The following is a 17,790-nucleotide window of genomic DNA, read 5'->3' on the forward strand; positions in this document are numbered from 1 at the left end:
ACGAGAATATTAGGTTATTATTTCATCGGCTTAATAATCTTCGTTCGGATACCAATCCAATTGTACTACTTCTATATTAGGGTCACCTTCGTTTATAATGTTTTTGAACTTTTCAACATCGCTGACATTTGGTCTTCCTCTAAAATGATATGGGTATACTTTCTTGGGTTTAAATTCCAATACCCCATCAGCAGCACTTTCAACTGTCATGGTATAAGGAAGGTTCATGCAAATGAAGGCTTTATCGATATTCTCCAAAGCGCGCATTTCTGGAATATCTTCGGTATCACCAGAAAAATAAATGCGTTCATCCTTAAAAGTGAACACATAACCATTTCCTCTTCCTTTAACGTGGAAATCCTTGGCTTCTTCGCGCAGATTATACATTGGGATCGCTTTTACGGAGAATCCTGATATTTCTTGGGTTTCTCCATTTTTAATAGTGGTTGTCTTGGAGGCCAATGCTTCGGGCATTTGAATGGCTACTGCTTCGGGAGCAAAGATTTTTGCCCCATCCAAATCCAGTTCATTTAAGGTGTCAATATTAAAATGATCGCCATGTATATCGGTAATAAAAATGTAATCTGGTGATTTGTGACCTGCAAAAGCAGTTAAACCACCAACAGGATCTATATATATGGTATTGCCATCCCATTCGATTACAGCGGTGGCATGCTCGATAGGTACAATGTTGGCCGGATCTGGAGCATCAACCTGAATATTGGTCTCTATCTCTACTGTTTCCTCTTGTTTTTCGGCTTTCTCTTTGCAAGAGACTTGGATCAGTAACATGGTACAAGCAATTAGTACGATATTCTTTTTCATAATACTATCAATTTATATCCTCTTAAAAATAAGGGATTAAAGGCATAATCATATTTTTTTATGAAGATTATTTTTAACTAAATAATCCAAACCGGAATCCAATGCGTATATAAACCAAATACGATTGATTAAAAACCTTAAACGCAGAATCAATTAAAACAAAAAGTTATGACTGAAACAAAAAGTAATAATAACGGATTAAAGGTAATTGCCGGTCTGTTGGGTGTAGTTCTTTTAGGAACCATTATTTACACTGTTAGTCTTTATCAAGATAAAAAACAAACAACAGAAGCTCTTACTCAAGAAAAAGAATTGGTCGTTGAGGATTTGAACAACTTAAAGTCCGAATACGATAAAGCAATTTTGGAAAGTAATGCAACCAATGAAGAATTGGTGGCCGCTAGAGACAATATTGCAAAATACATCGATTCAGTAAGTGGAATGAAAGCTGATATCGCTACACTTTCCCGTTATAGAAGACAAGTAAGTGTACTTAAAGCTGAAAGAGAAGAATTATTGAAACAAGTTGATTCCTTAACGCAGTCCAATAGCTTGTTGGCCATGCAAAGAGATAGCACTTTTGCTGAATTGGAGCAACAAACTGTTTTCAATGACTCTTTGATTATCCAGAACACTCAATTGGCCGATGCCGTTGAAAAAGGATCAGCACTTAACCTAAACACTATTAGTGTTGATGCCATTAAGGAAAGAAACAGTGGTAAATTGGTTTCTACTTCAAGAGCTAGGGCCACAGATAAATTTAAAGTTTGTTTTACTATAGCTGATAATGTAATTGCCGAAGCTGGTGACAGAGAATTCTACATTGAAGTTCTTGGACCACAAGGTAATGTATTGGGTGAAGTTTTGACAAAAACTACCGAGGAAGGAAGCTCTCTTACTTATAGTAAAGGAACTAATTTTTACTTCGAAAACGATGCCTTGGATGTATGTGACTATATAAATAAGCCAAGTGATGATTTCCAAAAAGGAAATTATATGGTTAATGTTTATGATAGCCAATTGAAATTGTTGGGTACTTCCAGCTTCGAATTGAAATAAAAACACACACTATCACCATTATAAAAAGGCCCGTCCAATGTTGGACGGGCCTTTTATTTTTAGATGAAGAACAATCACACAATCCTGTTATTGCATGCTACCTACCATATCTTCAGGTTTAACCCATTCATCATATTCTTCCGGAGTAACATAACCAAGGTTAATGGCCTCTTCCTTAAGTGTTGTACCATTTTTATGTGCCGTATTGGCAATTTCAGCAGCTTTATAATAACCTATTTTAGTATTTAATGCGGTAACCAACATTAAAGAATTGTTCAATAATGTTTTAATGGTTTCGTGGTTCGGTTCAATACCAGCTACACAGTTTACATCAAAACTAACACACGCATCCCCAATCAATTGAGCGGATTGCAAAATATTGGCGGCCATAACGGGTTTAAACACATTGAGCTCGTAATGCCCTTGGGTTCCACCAACACTAATGGCCACATCGTTCCCCATTACCTGTGCACATACCATTGTTATAGCCTCACATTGGGTAGGATTCACTTTTCCTGGCATAATGGAACTTCCTGGTTCGTTGGCAGGAATAATAATTTCACCAATACCAGAACGTGGTCCAGAGGCCATCATACGAATATCATTTGCAATTTTATTCAAGGAAACGGCCAGTTGTTTCAGGGCACCGTGGCTTTCCACAATAGCATCATGTGCTGCCAAAGCTTCAAATTTATTTTCTGCAGTAATAAATGGCTTACCAGTAAACTCAGCAATATATTTTGCGACCAATACATCGTATCCATTTGGAGTATTTAAACCAGTACCTACGGCAGTACCCCCAAGTGCAAGTTCACTCAAGTGGGGCAAAGTGTTTTTCAATGCTTTTAAACCGTGGTTTAATTGCGAAACGTAGCCCGAAAATTCTTGGCCCAGGGTTAGGGGGGTGGCATCCATTAAATGGGTTCTCCCAATTTTAACGACATCCTTAAACTCTTCAGATTTTTTCTGCAAAGTGTTTTTTAGTTGCTCTACACCTGGAATGGTAACTTCCACTATTTTTTTGTAAGCTGCGATGTGCATCCCAGTTGGAAAAGTATCATTGGAAGACTGACTCTTGTTCACATCATCGTTCGGTTGGATGGTTTTTTCGCCTTCACCAATTTTTTTTCCGGCAATTTCATGGGCACGGTTGGCAATTACCTCATTTACGTTCATATTGCTCTGGGTACCGGAACCTGTTTGCCAAATCACCAATGGGAATTGGTCATCATGTTTGCCCTCAAGTATTTCATCGCAAACCTGGGCTATAAGGTCTCTTTTTTCCAGAGGGAGTACGCCCAGTTCATGATTGGTATAGGCTGCGGCCTTTTTTAGATAGGCAAACCCGTAAACCACATCCAAAGGCATGGATGCTGGTGCACCTATTTTAAAGTTGTTACGGGAACGCTCTGTTTGGGCTCCCCAATATTTATCGGCGGGTACTTTTACCTCGCCCATGGTATCTTTTTCAATCCTAAAACTCATAGTTTAAAATTTTGTCCTACAAAGGTAGGATATAGACCATTTATATGGTAGTTGATTGGAATAAATACACTTTTTTTCGTTCCGGATTTGTTTTTTTTGATAAGAAGAAAGTATCTTTGTTAAAACAAAAGGAGTAAAGATGTTCGATTTTGACCAATATTTAGGTTTTTTAGCTTTTCTAACAATTTTAACAATCGGTTTTTGGTTGATGATATTCTTATTGACCTTTGTGGTACCTTATTGGTTGATTGGCAACCTAAGGGAAATGTTTAAGGAAAGAAAAGAGGCCAAACGCGCCCAACTAGAAGAATAAAAAACAAAAAGAAGCCACATTGGCTTCTTTTTTGTTAAGGATCCTTTCTAATCAAGTATAGCTTTATTAAGCATAGTGCGTACTTGAAAGAAATAGGATTAACGTATACAAAAAAGCAACCTATATATAGGTTGCTTTTTTTATTTAGGTTTGAGGGAGAATATATTTTTTATTTAACCTTAAAATTGACCTTCATCATCGTCATTGTTATTTTGTCCATCACGCCCGCCACGTTGACGTTCTTTAGGTTGATTGAATCGATAGATCAATGATAAATTGATTTGTCTTTCTCTCCATTGAAATTCACTGTCCGAAGTAAATGTAGAAGTTTCGGTAAAGGACTGTCTCTTTCTGGAATTAAAAACATCACTAACGTTTAAGGATATTGTGGCATTGTCATTGAACACGTCTTTACTCATGGCCAAGTTCATAGAGAATATACCTTTATCTTCAGTTTGGGCATTTTGTCTTGGACCTCTATAAAAGGAGTTGGTCTGTAAGTCGATTTTTCCTGGTAAAGTAAACTTAGAGCTAAACCTAGCAAACCAGCTGGTACTTTCTGTACCGTAGTTCACACCATTAAACTCACCGTCCGTATTGAAGGTGAAAAAGTTTATACTTCCATTTATTCGCCACCACCTAAATGGACTATACATAACGCCTGCCTCTGCACCTATACGCTCGTTGGTGGATAAATTTATGGGCAATGACCTAATAATTTGGATGCCATCAGATGTTACTAGTCCTGTTTCTTCCTGTATACGCGCAAAAGAATTGGTTTCCTTTTGATAATAGACAGAAGAGGTAAGAGTTAACTTGTTCCATCTTTTTAAATACCCAAGATCAAAAGCATTGGCAAATGCTGGGTCTAAATCCGGGTTTCCTTGAAAAACATTGGTTCTACTAGATCTAGAAGGAAAGGGATTGATAAACCATCCTCGAGGTCTGTTTATCCTTCTGTTGTATCCCAAAGATATGTTTTCAGTTTCGGAAAACTCATATATTAAGTTGAGCGTTGGAAAAAGTCCTAAATAATTTTTATCAAAGTTTAAATCAACATCCTCACCTACAATTTCCTGAAGTCCTTCGCTATCTATACTGGAATCAACACTACCTCTCAGTTCCGTATTCTCCAAACGTAAACCAAGAAGTACAGAAAGTTTCCCATATTTGTTACCATATTGGGTATAGAGTGCATTTACATTTTCATGATACGTAAAAATATTGGTAAGATCTTGATTGGTCTCAAATTGTCCAGAGCCTTGGTTTATCGTATCTAGTTGATAATCACTTATCTCTTTCTCAAATGTACCACGGTAACCTGCTTCAAATTGGGCCTCTCCCATGGGAAGTACATAATCAATTTGTGCCAATATATCATCTTGGGTCTCAATTTCGTAGATATTTTCACTTGCCAATAAATTGGTGTTTGGAATAACATTCGTCTCTTCAATTTCTGTTAAAACATTTTCATCATCATAAGAGTACTGAAAATCGGCAGTTAATTGATGACCTTCATCATTAAATTTATTGGTGTAGTTCAAGGAGAATTGATAACTATTATCATCTTCTTGTTGATCTTCGCTTCTAAATGTGCTGCTGTCCAGTTCATTATCAATATAACGGAGGTTGTCATTTTCCGTGAGATCGTTCTCATCGGACCATCTGTAGAAAAAACTACCTGTAACGGATGAACTTTCAGTCAGAAAATATTCCATACCAATATTAACACTGATACCATCATCGTTTCTATTGATATCCCTATCTTCCAAAATCCTATCATAATCACTGGCATCAGTAAGGTATCTGTTATCAAAAATCCCATTTCCTGGAGACTCTCTATGGAAGTACCCAAGCGTATTAAAAATATTGAATTTTTCCGTTCTGATGTTAAAATTTGTGGTGGCCCTTGCATTAAAAGGAATACCTATGGTTGTATTTATAGACCCATTTATTCCCAGTGTTTTTTCTTTTTTGAGTACAATATTTAGAATACCAGCCGTACCCTCGGCATCATAACGGGCAGAAGGACTGGTGATTACCTCTACCTTTTCAATAGCGTCGGCAGGTAGCTGTTGTAAAATATCGGTCGACCCAAATCCTGCCAAAGCAGATGGTTTACCATTTATGAGTATTCGAACATTATCGTTTCCTCTTAAACTAATGGCACCCTCTACATCAACATCAACAGAAGGGATGTTACTTAATGCATCACTAACATTGCCGCCACTTGTGGTAATGTCCGATCCTATATTATATACTTTTTTGTCCAAACGTACCTCAACAGTAGTTTTTTCTCCAACAACCTCCACTTCTGCAAGTTGGGCAACATCCGGCGCCAACACAATAGCTCCAAGATTGATGGAGGAATCGTAGGTTTGATTTTTAAGTGAATAGGTTTTGTAAGAAATATATTCAACACTGATATTATATGTGCCAGGTCTGGCTTCAATTTCAAAATTACCCGCAGTATCTGTAATTCCCCCAGTTACATTGCCTGTGTCTTCTGTGTTTTGCAGAACAAATGTAGCATATTCTAAAGGTTGACCAGATTCAGAGTCGACCACCTTCCCTGCAATTGTAATAGGTTCACCATTTCGTTGGGCTAAGCCTTGATTAGTGGAAAAAGCCAATAGCAATAGCGGGATAATTATTCTGTGCATAGTTCAATTTTTACGCTGCAAAAATTGATGGAAAAAAGGAAGGTATGAAATATTAGTCCCCCAACAACGGAATTGATCCTGCGAATGACCTTAAAGAATTGTTAACCCTTGTTCTTTTTCTTCTTTTTTTTCTTTTTGGCCTTGAATTGATTTTCTTGTAGCTTCATAAAGGCCTCGTATTTATCTTCGGGCAGACCGGCCTTTAACTCTGCATCTTGGCGTTGTCTGATTTTTTCAACTTCGCCTTTCATTTTAAGAGGTTCCAGTCCCAATATTTGAAGCTCGATCCGTTGTTGAACAGATTGTACGAGTGTGGTTCTAACTATAGCTTCTTCAAAAGGGTCTAAGTTTATTGCTTCCGTAATGGATGGCATTTGCCCATCCACAATTTCTTCTGCTGTGGGAGGAGTTTCATCTTTTTGGTTATCTGCCGGTCCGGCTTGGGGCACATAACTTCGTCCTCTACCATACATTCCTCCGCGATTACCATAAGGAGACCCGTAACCGTATTGTGCGTACATATCATTTATGGCCAGTATGCCAATAAACAAGGTTATTAAGAATAAGGTTTGTGTACTTTTCATGACTCAAAGATACTATTTTAGGTTTGGTCTACTTAAGTAACCATTGTTAAATATAACTGGATATCAGAATTATAGCAGTTTGGTGATACGCTCTGGAGGCCTGCCCACAACGGCCTTTTTGCCATTGACAACAATGGGACGTTCTATCAATTTCGGATTTTCAACCATAGCTGTGATTACTTCATCATCCGTCAAGGTTTTTCCTTTGAACTTCTCTTTCCAGATGGCTTCGGTTTTACGGACGAGATCTATTGGGGGTATGCCTAAATACTCGATCAACATTTTTAAATCCTCTTTGGTGGGGACATCATCCAAATATTTTACTACTTCAAAATCTTCGCCTGATTTTTCAAGTATAGCTAAACCTTCCCTTGATTTTCTGCATCTTGGGTTGTGATATATTTTAATCATGATTATTTTTTTGATTTTATTCTTGCTCTTCTTTTTGTCCCATCATCATCAGATAGGCTTTTAAAAATGCATCCAGGTCGCCATCCATTACCGCGTCAACATTTCCTGTTTCCTCTCCAGAGCGCACATCTTTTACTAATTTATATGGGTGCATAACATAGTTACGGATTTGAGAGCCCCACTCAATTTTCATTTTGGAGGATTCAATTTCAGCACGGGCTTCTTGCTTTTTACGTAGCTCTATTTCATACAATTGAGATTTCAACATTTTCATGGCCGTTGCTCTATTGTCATGTTGGGAACGCGAATCTGAACAAGAGATTTGTATTCCCGTGGGTTTATGAACCAATTGTACCTTGGTCTCTACCTTGTTTACATTTTGCCCTCCTGCACCACTAGATCTAGCGGTTGTAATTTCTATATCTGACGGATTTACGTCAATTTGAATACTGTCGTCCACCAATGGATACACGTAAACAGAGGCAAAAGAGGTGTGCCTTTTGGCATTACTATCAAAAGGGGAGATGCGCACCAATCGATGCACTCCATTTTCACCTTTTAGCCAACCAAAGGCATATTCACCTTCAATTTCCAAGGTAACTGTCTTGATACCTGCAACATCCCCAGCCTGGTAATTGAGCTCTTTTATTTTGTAGCCGTTCTTTTCGGCCCACATCATGTACATGCGCATAAGCATGGAAGCCCAATCACAACTTTCGGTTCCACCTGCACCCGCAGTTATTTGAAGCACGGCCGTAAGTTCATCACCTTCGTCCGAAAGCATATTTCGGAACTCCAACTTTTCAATGGCCAACTGAGCTTTGTTAAACTGTTTGGTTACCTCTTCTTCGGAAACCTCACCAGCTTGTTGAAACTCCATAAGAACTTCAAGATCACCAATTAATGTTTTGGCTTCCTCAAAATCTTCTACCCAGTTTTTTTTGGATTTGATGGATTGCATTTGCTTTTGGGCTTCTTGTGGGTTGTCCCAAAAACCGGGAGCAAGAGTTTTCTCTTCCTCGTTCTCTATTTCAATAAGTTTGGCATCAATGTCAAAGATACCTCCTTAACGCACCAAGGCGCTCAATAAGATCTTTCTGCTGATCTGTAGTTACCATGTAATCTATATTTTGAGGTAAAAATAAGTTTCTTTCGGCAGATGACCTTACTATATGTTCAATACTCTCCTAAAAAATTAATGCATTGGATATTAATAAAAAAAGTGAAACAGATAAAATATCCTATTTAATTTTATCAATTTTAAGCTTACCATTACTTATGGTATTGGTGCAGATGTTTTTAAAAATGATTTACTTATTTTTAAGGACAATATTTCAACCATATTATGAAGAACACAACTACACTTATCGCTTTATTTTGTTTTGTTTGCGCTTCTTTAGGAGCACAAACGTTCGAGAAGACCAAAGACTTTCAAAAGTTTAGTGGTTATTTCAATTTTTTCTACGACGATTCAACGGATAAAATTTACCTTCAGGTGGATGACCTAGAAAAGGATTTTTTATACGTTTATTCCCTTAGCAGTGGAATTGGAAGCAATGATATTGGTTTAGATCGCGGACAATTGGGCAACGAACAAGTAGTATACTTCAAAAAAGCGGGGAATAAACTGCTTTTGGTTCAGCCCAACCAAAAATTCAGGGCCATTACCGATAATGAACTTGAACGAAAATCAGTGGAACAAGCCTTCGCCAAATCCATATTGGAAGGTTTTAAAATTGAAGAAGAATCTAAGGGAAGTTATCTAATTGATTTTACCGATTTTTTAATGCGAGATGCCCATGGGGTTTCCAATAGGTTGAAAAGAACAAAACAGGGTTCCTACAGTTTGGATAAATCCAAGAGTGCATTGGCCTTTGACCGTACCAAGGCATTTCCAAAAAATGTGGAATTTGATGTGGCGCTGACTTTTAAGGGCGACCCCCAGGGTGCATGGATTCGTTCTGTGTCACCAACGGCAAGCTTGGTTACTGTTGCACAGCACCATTCACTGATTGAACTTCCGGACGATAATTTTGAGAAAAGATTATACGATCCTCGAAGTGGAGGATATCCGTTTGCTTATTATGATTATGCCACCCCAGTTCAAGAATCACTGGTGAAACGCTTTATTAGAAGGCACAGACTCCAAAAGAAAGACCCAAATGCTGAAGTGAGCGAAGCCGTGGAGCCCCTAATTTATTATTTGGACAATGGTACTCCGGAACCTGTCCGTTCCGCTTTGTTGGAAGGTGGAAAGTGGTGGAACCAAGCCTTTGAAGCTGCAGGCTATAAAAATGCCTTCCAAATGAAAATGTTACCCGATGATGCCGATCCATTGGATATCCGTTATAATGTGGTTCAGTGGGTGCACCGTTCCACAAGAGGATGGAGTTATGGAGCTAGTGTGGTTGACCCAAGGTCAGGAGAAATCCTTAAAGGACATGTAAGTTTAGGAAGTTTGCGTATTCGACAAGATTTTATGATTGCACAAGCCTTGATGAACAAGCCTTTTGAAGAGAGAGACGATAATTATGAACCCATGCTAGAGTTGGCACTGGCCAGAATCCGACAGCTTTCTGCACACGAAATTGGACACACACTTGGATTTGCACACAATTTTGCAGCCAGTACAAATAACAATGCTTCGGTAATGGATTATCCGCATCCACAGTTTGAATTGGATGGTGGAGAAATCCGTTTTAACAATCCTTACGATACTGGTATTGGCGAATGGGACAAAGTAACTGTGGCTTATGCGTATTCAGATTTTCCTGAAGGAACCGATGAAACAGGGGCTCTCAATGCAATTTTGAAAAAAGCCCAAGACCAAGGACTACGTTATATTTCAGATCAAGATGCCCGCCCTAAAGGTGGAGCGCATGCCTTGGCCCACTTGTGGGACAATGGGAAAAGTGCCAGTCAAGAACTGGAAAATATGTTGGAAATCAGGGAAAAGGCCATTCAAAACTTTTCAACTAACAATATTAAAACAGGAGAAGCTTATTCTATCTTGGAGGATGTTTTTGTACCATTATATTTCTTTCACCGATTCCAAACCGAAGCTGTTTCAAAAATAGTAGGTGGATTGGACTATAATTATGCTGTAAAGGATGGGGGGCAAATTCCTGTTATGCCAGTAGACCATGCAGTCCAAGAGGATGCGATCGAATCTATCCTAAAAACTTTGGATGCCGAAGTAATAGCTGTACCTAAAGATAAATTGAACCTTTTCCCACCTAGGGCAATTGGTTTTAGTCGTTCCAGAGAATCATTTAAAGGGAGAACAGGAGTTAGTTTTGATGCGCTTTCGGTTGCAGAAACTGCTGCAGACATGACCTTGGAGTTATTATTGCATCCAGAGCGTGCTTCTCGATTGATTCAGCAAAAAAGTTTGGATAATAATCAAATGGGATTGCGAGATGTTTTGAACGAAACTATAAAAGGAACACTTGATTTGTCGCACCGGGATTCTTACCACGAAGAAGTACAGAATACAATCAATTTTAGAGTACTTTACCATATTATGAACCTGGCAGCGCATAACGCTGTACACCCTCAAGTAAACGCTATAGCCAATGAGGCCTTGAACAATCTAAAAACGAAATTGTTGAGTGGAGGTAAAAATGCTATCGCTGCCGAAATGGTAAAAAGAATTGATGCTTTTAATGAGAAACCTTCCGAATTTAAACTTATTCCAGTATCTAAAATCCCGGATGGTTCACCCATTGGTATGGACTGTATGGACTAATTTTATATGGAAATCAATTTAATAAGTGACACTGTCACAAGACCTTCTGCAAGGATGTTGGAGGCTATGATGAATGCTAAAGTAGGCGACGATGTTTTTAAGAACGACCCTACGGTAAACGAATTGGAATCTAAAGTAGCTGCTTATTTTGGGATGGAAGCTGCGCTGTTTTTCCCTAGTGGCACTATGACCAATCAAACAGCCATTAAAATCCATACCGGACCCGGAGACCAGTTGATTTGTGATAAATATGCACACGTTTATAATTACGAAGGGGGAGGAGTGAGTTTCAATAGCGGGGTTTCCTGCAAACTAGTTGATGGAAACCGTGGAATGATGACGGCGGAACAGGTCGAAGAAGCCATAAATCCGCCCGATTTTTACCACAGTCCATTAACTTCCTTGGTTTGCATAGAAAACACAACCAACAAAGGTGGTGGCGCTTGTTGGGATTTTGAGGAATTAAAACGAATCAGGGCCGTATGCGAAAAACACAATCTAAAATATCATTTGGATGGTGCCCGACTTTGGAATGCCTTGGTAAAAAAAGGAGAAGATCCAAAAGCTTACGGACAACTATTTGATACCATAAGTGTATGCTTTAGCAAAGGTATGGGATGCCCAGTGGGTTCTGTTTTGGTAGGAAGCAAAGATGATATTGACAAAGCTATACGAATCCGAAAAATTTTTGGTGGCGGTATGCGGCAGTCAGGTTATTTGGCGGCAGCAGGAATTTATGCCTTGGAAAATAATGTGGACCGATTGGTGGAAGACCACAAAAAAGCTGAAGAAATAGGAGAGGTGCTACAATCGTTACATTTCATTAAAAAAGTGGAGCGCATCGAGACCAATATCATCATTTTTGAAATTGATGAATCCAAAATGTCCTCCGAAGTATTCTTGGAACAATTGGCAAAGAATCAGGTTTCCATTATCGGTATGGGACAGGGTAAACTACGTATCGTCACCCACTTGGACTATACCAATAGCATGCACGTACATTTTTTGAAAATTTTGAAATCAATTGGATGATTTCCTCAATTCTGCCCAATTCATAGTTAATAAAAGTCCACGACTGGGTTTGTAGCAACTTTTTTATTTCATAAAAGCATCCATCCCTGGTATATTGGGCATGCCCTCTTTGGCCACAGCGGCCAATTCAGCTTCATTTACTTTGGTCGCTTTTTCAATGGCTTTGTTTAGGGTAAGTAACAAATAGTCTTCCAATTGCTCCTTGTCATTCAAAAGCGAATCATCAATGGCGATGGATTTTATTTCTCTGTTGGCTGATAGGGTTACTTTTAGCAGCCCATCCGTAGATGCTTCATCAACCATTACAGTATTCAACCGTTCTTTTGTAGCTTCAACTTTTTTCTGGGTCTCTTTGATTTTACCCATCATTCCCATAAGATCTCCAAACATAATTCTCTTTATTTAAACAAATGTACTGTCAAAAGTAGTAAATTGGCTAAAACACTAACCAATGAAACAATCCCTTTTAAGAATTTTTGTTCTGGTTATATGCCTTATTTTTGCCACCGCTTGCAAAAACAACAAAGACAAATCCATGAGTATAGCTCCACCAGTAGCACCTAAACATCCGACTCAACTAGAGAAACACGGCGATGTTAGGATTGATGATTATTATTGGATGAACAATAGAGAGGACCAACAGGTTCTTGATTATTTGAATGCGGAGAACGAGTATTATCAAAAAATGTCCGCACATACCAAAAAGTTTCAAGAGGAGCTTTTTGCGGAAATGAAGGGCAGAATCAAAGAAGATGATTCGTCTGTGCCCTATAGATTAGATGGTTACTGGTACATTACGCGATATGAAATGGGTAAAGAGTATCCTATTTATTCCAGAAAAAAGGAAAGTTTGGATGCCGAAGAACAATTGTTGTTCGATTGCAACGAAATGGCAAAAAATCATGAGTATTTTAATCTACGTGGTGTTTCCATTAGCCCGGATAATACCATGGCTTCTTTTGGAACAGATACCATTTCCAGACGACAGTACAACATTCAGATAAAGAACCTTTTATCGGGTGAAATTTATCCGGATATTATCGAAAACACAACTGGTAGTTCTGTATGGGCCAACGACAACAAAACCATTTTTTATACCAAAAAAGACCCTGTAACGCTGCGTTCCGACAGGATTTTTAAACATGTTTTAGGAACTCCTGCCGATAAGGATGAATTGGTTTTTCACGAAAAAGATTCCACCTACAACACCTTTGTTTACAAAACAAAATCTAGAAAATATATTGTAATTGGTTCCAGCAGCACATTAACATCAGAATATAGAATTTTGGATGCTGATGATTCCGAAGGTGAGTTTAAAGTGTTTTCACCGCGTGAAAAAGGGGTAGAGTATGGTATCTCTCATTTTGAAGGTGATTTTTATGTTTTGACCAACAAGGATAACGCTACTAACTTTAAATTGATGAAAACTGGGGAAAATAATACTTCCTCGGAACATTGGAAAGAATTTATCCCGCACCAAGAAGATGTTTTATTGGAAGATGTTGAGATTTTTAGAGAATACTACGTGGTTACAGAACGTAATAATGGCCTAAATCAAATGAAAATTGCTAAGTGGGACGGTTCCGATAGCTATTATTTGCCTTTTGATAGTGAAACGTATGTTGCAGGCCCCTCGGTAAACTTAGATTTTGATACGAAAATTCTACGTTACTACTACAACGAAATGGGTGAACCCTATGCCATTGTTGATTTTGATATGGAGACCAAGAGCAAGACCATAAAAAAACAGCAGGAAGTGCTGGGGGGTAAGTTTGATAAAAACAACTACAAAACGGAACGCTTATGGGCCACGGCCAGAGATGGTAAAAAGGTGCCTATATCTGTAATCTATCATAAAAACACGCCTTTAGATGGTACAAATCCGTTGTTACAATATGGTTACGGTTCTTATGGTGCTACCATTGACCCATATTTTTCATCCATTCGATTGAGTTTATTGGATCGTGGTTTTATCTATGCCATTGCCCATGTTAGGGGAGGAGAGTATTTGGGAAGACCTTGGTACGAAGACGGAAAATTATTCAATAAGAAAAATTCGTTTACTGATTTTATCGATATTTCTAAATTTTTAATAGAACAAAATTATACTAATCCGGAACATTTATATGCCATGGGCGGTTCAGCGGGAGGGCTTTTGATGGGAGCTGTGATTAATATGGCTCCAGAACTGTATCACGGAGTTATTGCAGGAGTGCCGTTTGTGGATGTGGTCACTACTATGCTGGATGATACCATTCCATTAACCACTGGTGAGTATGATGAATGGGGAAATCCGAACGAAAAGGAATATTATGATTATATAAAATCCTATTCCCCTTACGATAATGTGGAAGCCAAAGAATATCCAAATATGTATGTATCTACGGGCTTGCACGACTCTCAAGTACAATATTGGGAACCTGCAAAATGGGTGGCCAAATTGAGGGAATATAAAACAGGTGCCAATCTTTTGTTTTTGGACACAAATATGGATGCTGGACATGGTGGAGCATCGGGTCGTTTTGAGGCACTCAAGGAGACTGCCAAGGAATATGCCTTTATTTTGGACCTTGAAGGAAAAGCCCTTTAAAAAAAAATGTTACATTTGCATGGAATAATTTTATTCTTCTTGTAAGAATTATTCCTACCTAATACCAGTTATGAAGAAACAGATAAATGCGCACAGCAATATTCTAGACCTAATTGGAAATACCCCCTTAGTTGAGCTAAACAAAATTACCGCCCCTCTTACTGGAAATTTTTATGCGAAACTAGAATGCTTTAATCCCGGACATTCCTCAAAAGATCGTATTGCGATTCATATTATTGAAGAAGCCGAGCGAAAAGGACTTCTAAAACAGGGTAGCACCATTATTGAGACTACATCTGGCAACACAGGCTTTAGCTTGGCCATGGTGAGTATTGTTAAGGGCTATAAATGTATTTTGGCAGTAAGTTCAAAATCTTCTCCCGATAAGATAGATATGTTACGCTCCATGGGTGCCAAGGTATATGTTTGTCCGGCCCACGTTAGTGCAGATGACCCACGTTCTTATTACGAAGTGGCCAAACAGTTGCACAGTGAAACACCGAATTCCATTTATATCAACCAATATTTTAACGAGCTTAACATTGATGCTCACTATTCCAGTACAGGACCAGAGATTTGGGAACAAACCAACGGATTGATCACGCATTTGGTAGCTTGTAGTGGTACAGGAGGCACTATATCCGGTATTGCTCGTTATTTAAAGGAACAAAACCCGGATATCAAAGTATTGGGGGTTGATGCCTATGGTTCGATATTGAAAAAATATCACGAAACGGGACAGTTCGATCATAATGAAATATATCCTTACCGTATTGAAGGTTTAGGTAAAAACTTAATTCCAGAAGCCACGGACTTTAATAGTATAGACAGGTATGTTAAGGTAACAGATGGTGAAAGTGCGCATATGGCGCGTAAATTGGCCCATACCGAAGGTATTTTTGCTGGTTACACTAGTGGTGCCGCAACCCAGGCATTGTACAAATTGAATACCGAAGGGGAGTTTACGGAAGATAGCAATGTTGTTGTTGTGTTCCCAGACCATGGTTCAAGGTACATGAGTAAGGTATACAGTAACGAATGGATGGAAAACCAAGGTTTTTTCGATATCCAGGATGCAGAGATACCCGAAGAAATTAAGTATATTAAATAAAACCAATACCCTATAATACCTCAGAACGGCAATGTAAAACATTGCCGTTTTTTTTATATATAGGTATTTCGTTATGGAAGGTTCATAAAAATCAATACTTTTGCTTTTATATTAAATTTAAGGTAGATGAGAGATTTATTCGATAGAATCATTGAGAACAAAGGGCCTTTAGGTAAATGGGCCTCACAAGCAGAGGGCTATTTTGTTTTTCCAAAACTTGAAGGACCGATTTCCAATAGAATGAAGTTCCAAGGAAAAGATGTAATAACATGGAGTATCAATGACTATCTGGGTTTGGCCAATCGACCGGAGATTAAAAAAGTGGATGGAGAAACAGCTTTGGAACATGGTGCTGCTTATCCGATGGGAGCTCGAATGATGAGTGGGCATACTGACTTCCACGAACAATTACAGAACGAATTGGCAGAATTTGTAAACAAGCAAGCCGCTTACTTGCTGAATTTTGGATACCAAGGATTTATGTCAGTGATTGACGCTTTGGTGGCTAAAGATGATATTATTGTTTATGATGTAGACTGTCACGCTTGTATTATTGACGGTGTTCGTTTACATATGGGCAAACGCTTTACATTTAAACACAACGACCCTGAAAGTTTGCAAAAAAACTTGGAACGTGCCACTAAACTGGCAAATGAGACAGGAGGGGGTATTTTGGTGATTACCGAAGGAGTTTTTGGCATGCGTGGAGAACAAGGCATTCTTAAAGAAATCGTCGAACTAAAAAAGAAATTTAATTTTAGACTCTTGGTGGATGATGCGCACGGGTTTGGAACACTTGGTAAAACAGGTGCCGGTGCTGGAGAGGAACAGGGTGTGCAAGATGAGATTGATGTGTATTTGGCTACTTTCGCCAAATCTATGGCAGGTATTGGAGCTTTTGTAGCTGCCGATAAGGAAATTATAGAATATTTGAAGTATAATCTTAGGTCTCAAATGTTCGCCAAATCTTTGCCCATGGTATACGTAAAAGGAGCTTTAAAAAGACTGGATATGCTACGTACCATGCCAGAACTTAAAGCAACGCTTTGGGAAAATGTGAATGCACTTCAAAACGGGCTAAAAGAACGAGGTTTTGATATTGGTACTACGACCAGTTGTGTAACCCCGGTTTATTTGAATGGTAGCATACCAGAGGCCATGGCCTTGGTAAAGGATTTACGTGAAAATCATGGGATTTTCTGTTCTATAGTGGTATATCCAGTAATTCCAAAAGGATTGATTTTACTTCGTTTGATTCCAACAGCGACCCACACGATGGATGATATTGAAAAAACCCTGGACGCCTTCTCTGCCATTAGGGAGCGTTTGGAAAACGGTACATATAAAAGACTTTCAGCTGCAGTTGCTGCTGCTATGGGAGAATCATAGTTTTTTTTACATAATGACTGTTGATTTGATTTTATTGTCATCAGTACCTGTGTAATACGGGAAAAATGATAATCTAAGGTCACAGAAATTTAAAAAGGCAATCTCGGTTTAAATATTGGGATTGCCTTTTTGTTTTAAGTTGTTAATAGTGAACAACGTTGGTAAAGATGTTTTTCCCTAAAGATGTTCTTGCTACACGTATTACACCTTTATTTACCACCATTTAATTTGAAACTACTTTTAATCCGATAATAGAGGTAACCAATGTGGTAATAAAAAATAGTCGCCAAAATGTAGCAGGTTCTTTAAAAACGAGGATTCCGACCAAAACAGTTCCTACAGCGCCAATTCCTGTCCAAACTGCATAGGCAGTTCCTATGGGTAGTTGTTGAGTTGCTTTTACCAATAAAAACATACTGATTCCCAAACATATCAAAAAACCCATATACCAATAAATTGTTTCAATTCCTGTTGCTTCTTTTGCCTTTCCTAGGCAAGCTGCAAAGGCGACTTCAAAGAGTCCGGCGATAATCAATAGTATCCAATTCATTTCCAGTTATTCTTATGTTGATATTTCGTT

15 protein-coding genes are annotated in these 17,790 nt (G+C 38.5%); 7 read left to right on the forward strand and 8 right to left on the reverse strand.

The window, feature by feature from the left end:
* Window positions 1-30 precede the first annotated feature (30 nt).
* Window positions 31-825, reverse strand: a complete 795-nt coding sequence (locus MWU56_RS02030) for an MBL fold metallo-hydrolase (protein WP_247041709.1) — start codon at window positions 823-825, stop codon at window positions 31-33.
* Between the two features lie 168 nt (window positions 826-993).
* On the opposite strand from MWU56_RS02030, the gene MWU56_RS02035 reads away from it, so the two are divergent.
* Complete coding sequence (locus MWU56_RS02035; protein ID WP_247041710.1) at window positions 994-1,884, forward strand: hypothetical protein; 891 nt, start codon at window positions 994-996, stop codon at window positions 1,882-1,884.
* A gap of 87 nt (window positions 1,885-1,971) precedes the next feature.
* On the opposite strand, the gene fumC is transcribed toward MWU56_RS02035, so the two are convergent.
* A complete protein-coding gene (gene fumC, locus MWU56_RS02040; RefSeq protein ID WP_247041711.1) occupies window positions 1,972-3,369 on the reverse strand; it encodes a class II fumarate hydratase in 1,398 nt (465 codons plus the stop codon).
* 139 nt (window positions 3,370-3,508) lie between these two features.
* Between fumC and MWU56_RS02045 the strand changes: the two genes are divergently transcribed.
* On the forward strand, window positions 3,509-3,682 hold the full coding sequence (locus MWU56_RS02045; RefSeq protein WP_247041712.1) for a hypothetical protein: 174 nt from the start codon (window positions 3,509-3,511) through the stop codon (window positions 3,680-3,682).
* Window positions 3,683-3,861: 179 nt separating this feature from the next.
* Here MWU56_RS02045 and MWU56_RS02050 read toward each other — a convergent pair whose 3' ends face one another.
* The 4 genes from MWU56_RS02050 to prfB form a co-directional block, all read right to left on the reverse strand.
* Window positions 3,862-6,345 (reverse strand): TonB-dependent receptor domain-containing protein, encoded by a 2,484-nt coding sequence (locus MWU56_RS02050; RefSeq protein WP_247041714.1) that lies wholly within the window; start codon window positions 6,343-6,345, stop codon window positions 3,862-3,864.
* A 101-nt stretch (window positions 6,346-6,446) separates the two neighbouring features.
* Window positions 6,447-6,929: a hypothetical protein gene (locus MWU56_RS02055; RefSeq protein ID WP_247041715.1), complete on the reverse strand. Its 483-nt coding sequence runs from the start codon at window positions 6,927-6,929 to the stop codon at window positions 6,447-6,449.
* 69 nt (window positions 6,930-6,998) lie between these two features.
* Window positions 6,999-7,340 (reverse strand): arsenate reductase (glutaredoxin), encoded by a 342-nt coding sequence (arsC, locus tag MWU56_RS02060; protein WP_247041716.1) that lies wholly within the window; start codon window positions 7,338-7,340, stop codon window positions 6,999-7,001.
* Window positions 7,341-7,356: 16 nt separating this feature from the next.
* Window positions 7,357-8,458, reverse strand: a protein-coding gene (prfB, locus tag MWU56_RS02065) for a peptide chain release factor 2 (RefSeq protein ID WP_247041717.1) whose coding sequence is annotated in 2 segments (ribosomal slippage) — window positions 7,357-8,394 and window positions 8,396-8,458 — 1,101 coding nt in all. Because the reading frame shifts where the segments join, the coding sequence is not laid out codon by codon here.
* A gap of 227 nt (window positions 8,459-8,685) precedes the next feature.
* Here prfB and MWU56_RS02070 point away from each other — a divergent pair.
* Both MWU56_RS02070 and MWU56_RS02075 read left to right on the forward strand, forming a co-directional pair.
* Complete coding sequence (locus tag MWU56_RS02070; protein ID WP_247041718.1) at window positions 8,686-11,088, forward strand: zinc-dependent metalloprotease; 2,403 nt, start codon at window positions 8,686-8,688, stop codon at window positions 11,086-11,088.
* Between the two features lie 6 nt (window positions 11,089-11,094).
* On the forward strand, window positions 11,095-12,120 hold the full coding sequence (locus MWU56_RS02075; protein WP_247041725.1) for a threonine aldolase family protein: 1,026 nt from the start codon (window positions 11,095-11,097) through the stop codon (window positions 12,118-12,120).
* Window positions 12,121-12,183: 63 nt separating this feature from the next.
* Here the strand turns inward: MWU56_RS02075 and MWU56_RS02080 are convergent, their stop codons facing one another.
* Entirely contained in the window at window positions 12,184-12,510 is a 327-nt protein-coding gene (locus MWU56_RS02080; protein WP_247041726.1) for a YbaB/EbfC family nucleoid-associated protein, read from the reverse strand.
* A gap of 61 nt (window positions 12,511-12,571) precedes the next feature.
* Between MWU56_RS02080 and MWU56_RS02085 the strand changes: the two genes are divergently transcribed.
* The 3 genes from MWU56_RS02085 to MWU56_RS02095 all read left to right on the forward strand — a co-directional run bounded on the left by MWU56_RS02085 (window position 12,572) and on the right by MWU56_RS02095 (window position 17,210).
* A complete protein-coding gene (locus tag MWU56_RS02085) occupies window positions 12,572-14,710 on the forward strand; it encodes a S9 family peptidase (protein WP_247041727.1) in 2,139 nt (712 codons plus the stop codon).
* A gap of 70 nt (window positions 14,711-14,780) precedes the next feature.
* Window positions 14,781-15,821, forward strand: a complete 1,041-nt coding sequence (locus MWU56_RS02090) for a PLP-dependent cysteine synthase family protein (RefSeq protein ID WP_247041728.1) — start codon at window positions 14,781-14,783, stop codon at window positions 15,819-15,821.
* A gap of 126 nt (window positions 15,822-15,947) precedes the next feature.
* The gene (locus MWU56_RS02095) at window positions 15,948-17,210 is read left to right on the forward strand and encodes an aminotransferase class I/II-fold pyridoxal phosphate-dependent enzyme (RefSeq protein ID WP_247041731.1); all 1,263 of its coding nucleotides are present in this window, start codon (window positions 15,948-15,950) and stop codon (window positions 17,208-17,210) included.
* 223 nt (window positions 17,211-17,433) lie between these two features.
* On the opposite strand, the gene MWU56_RS02100 is transcribed toward MWU56_RS02095, so the two are convergent.
* Window positions 17,434-17,760, reverse strand: coding sequence for a DMT family transporter (locus MWU56_RS02100; protein WP_247041733.1), 327 nt, complete (start codon window positions 17,758-17,760; stop codon window positions 17,434-17,436).
* Window positions 17,761-17,790: the final 30 nt, after the last annotated feature.

This window comes from Allomuricauda sp. F6463D (genome assembly GCF_023015965.1).
Classification (GTDB): Bacteria; Bacteroidota; Bacteroidia; order Flavobacteriales; family Flavobacteriaceae; genus Flagellimonas.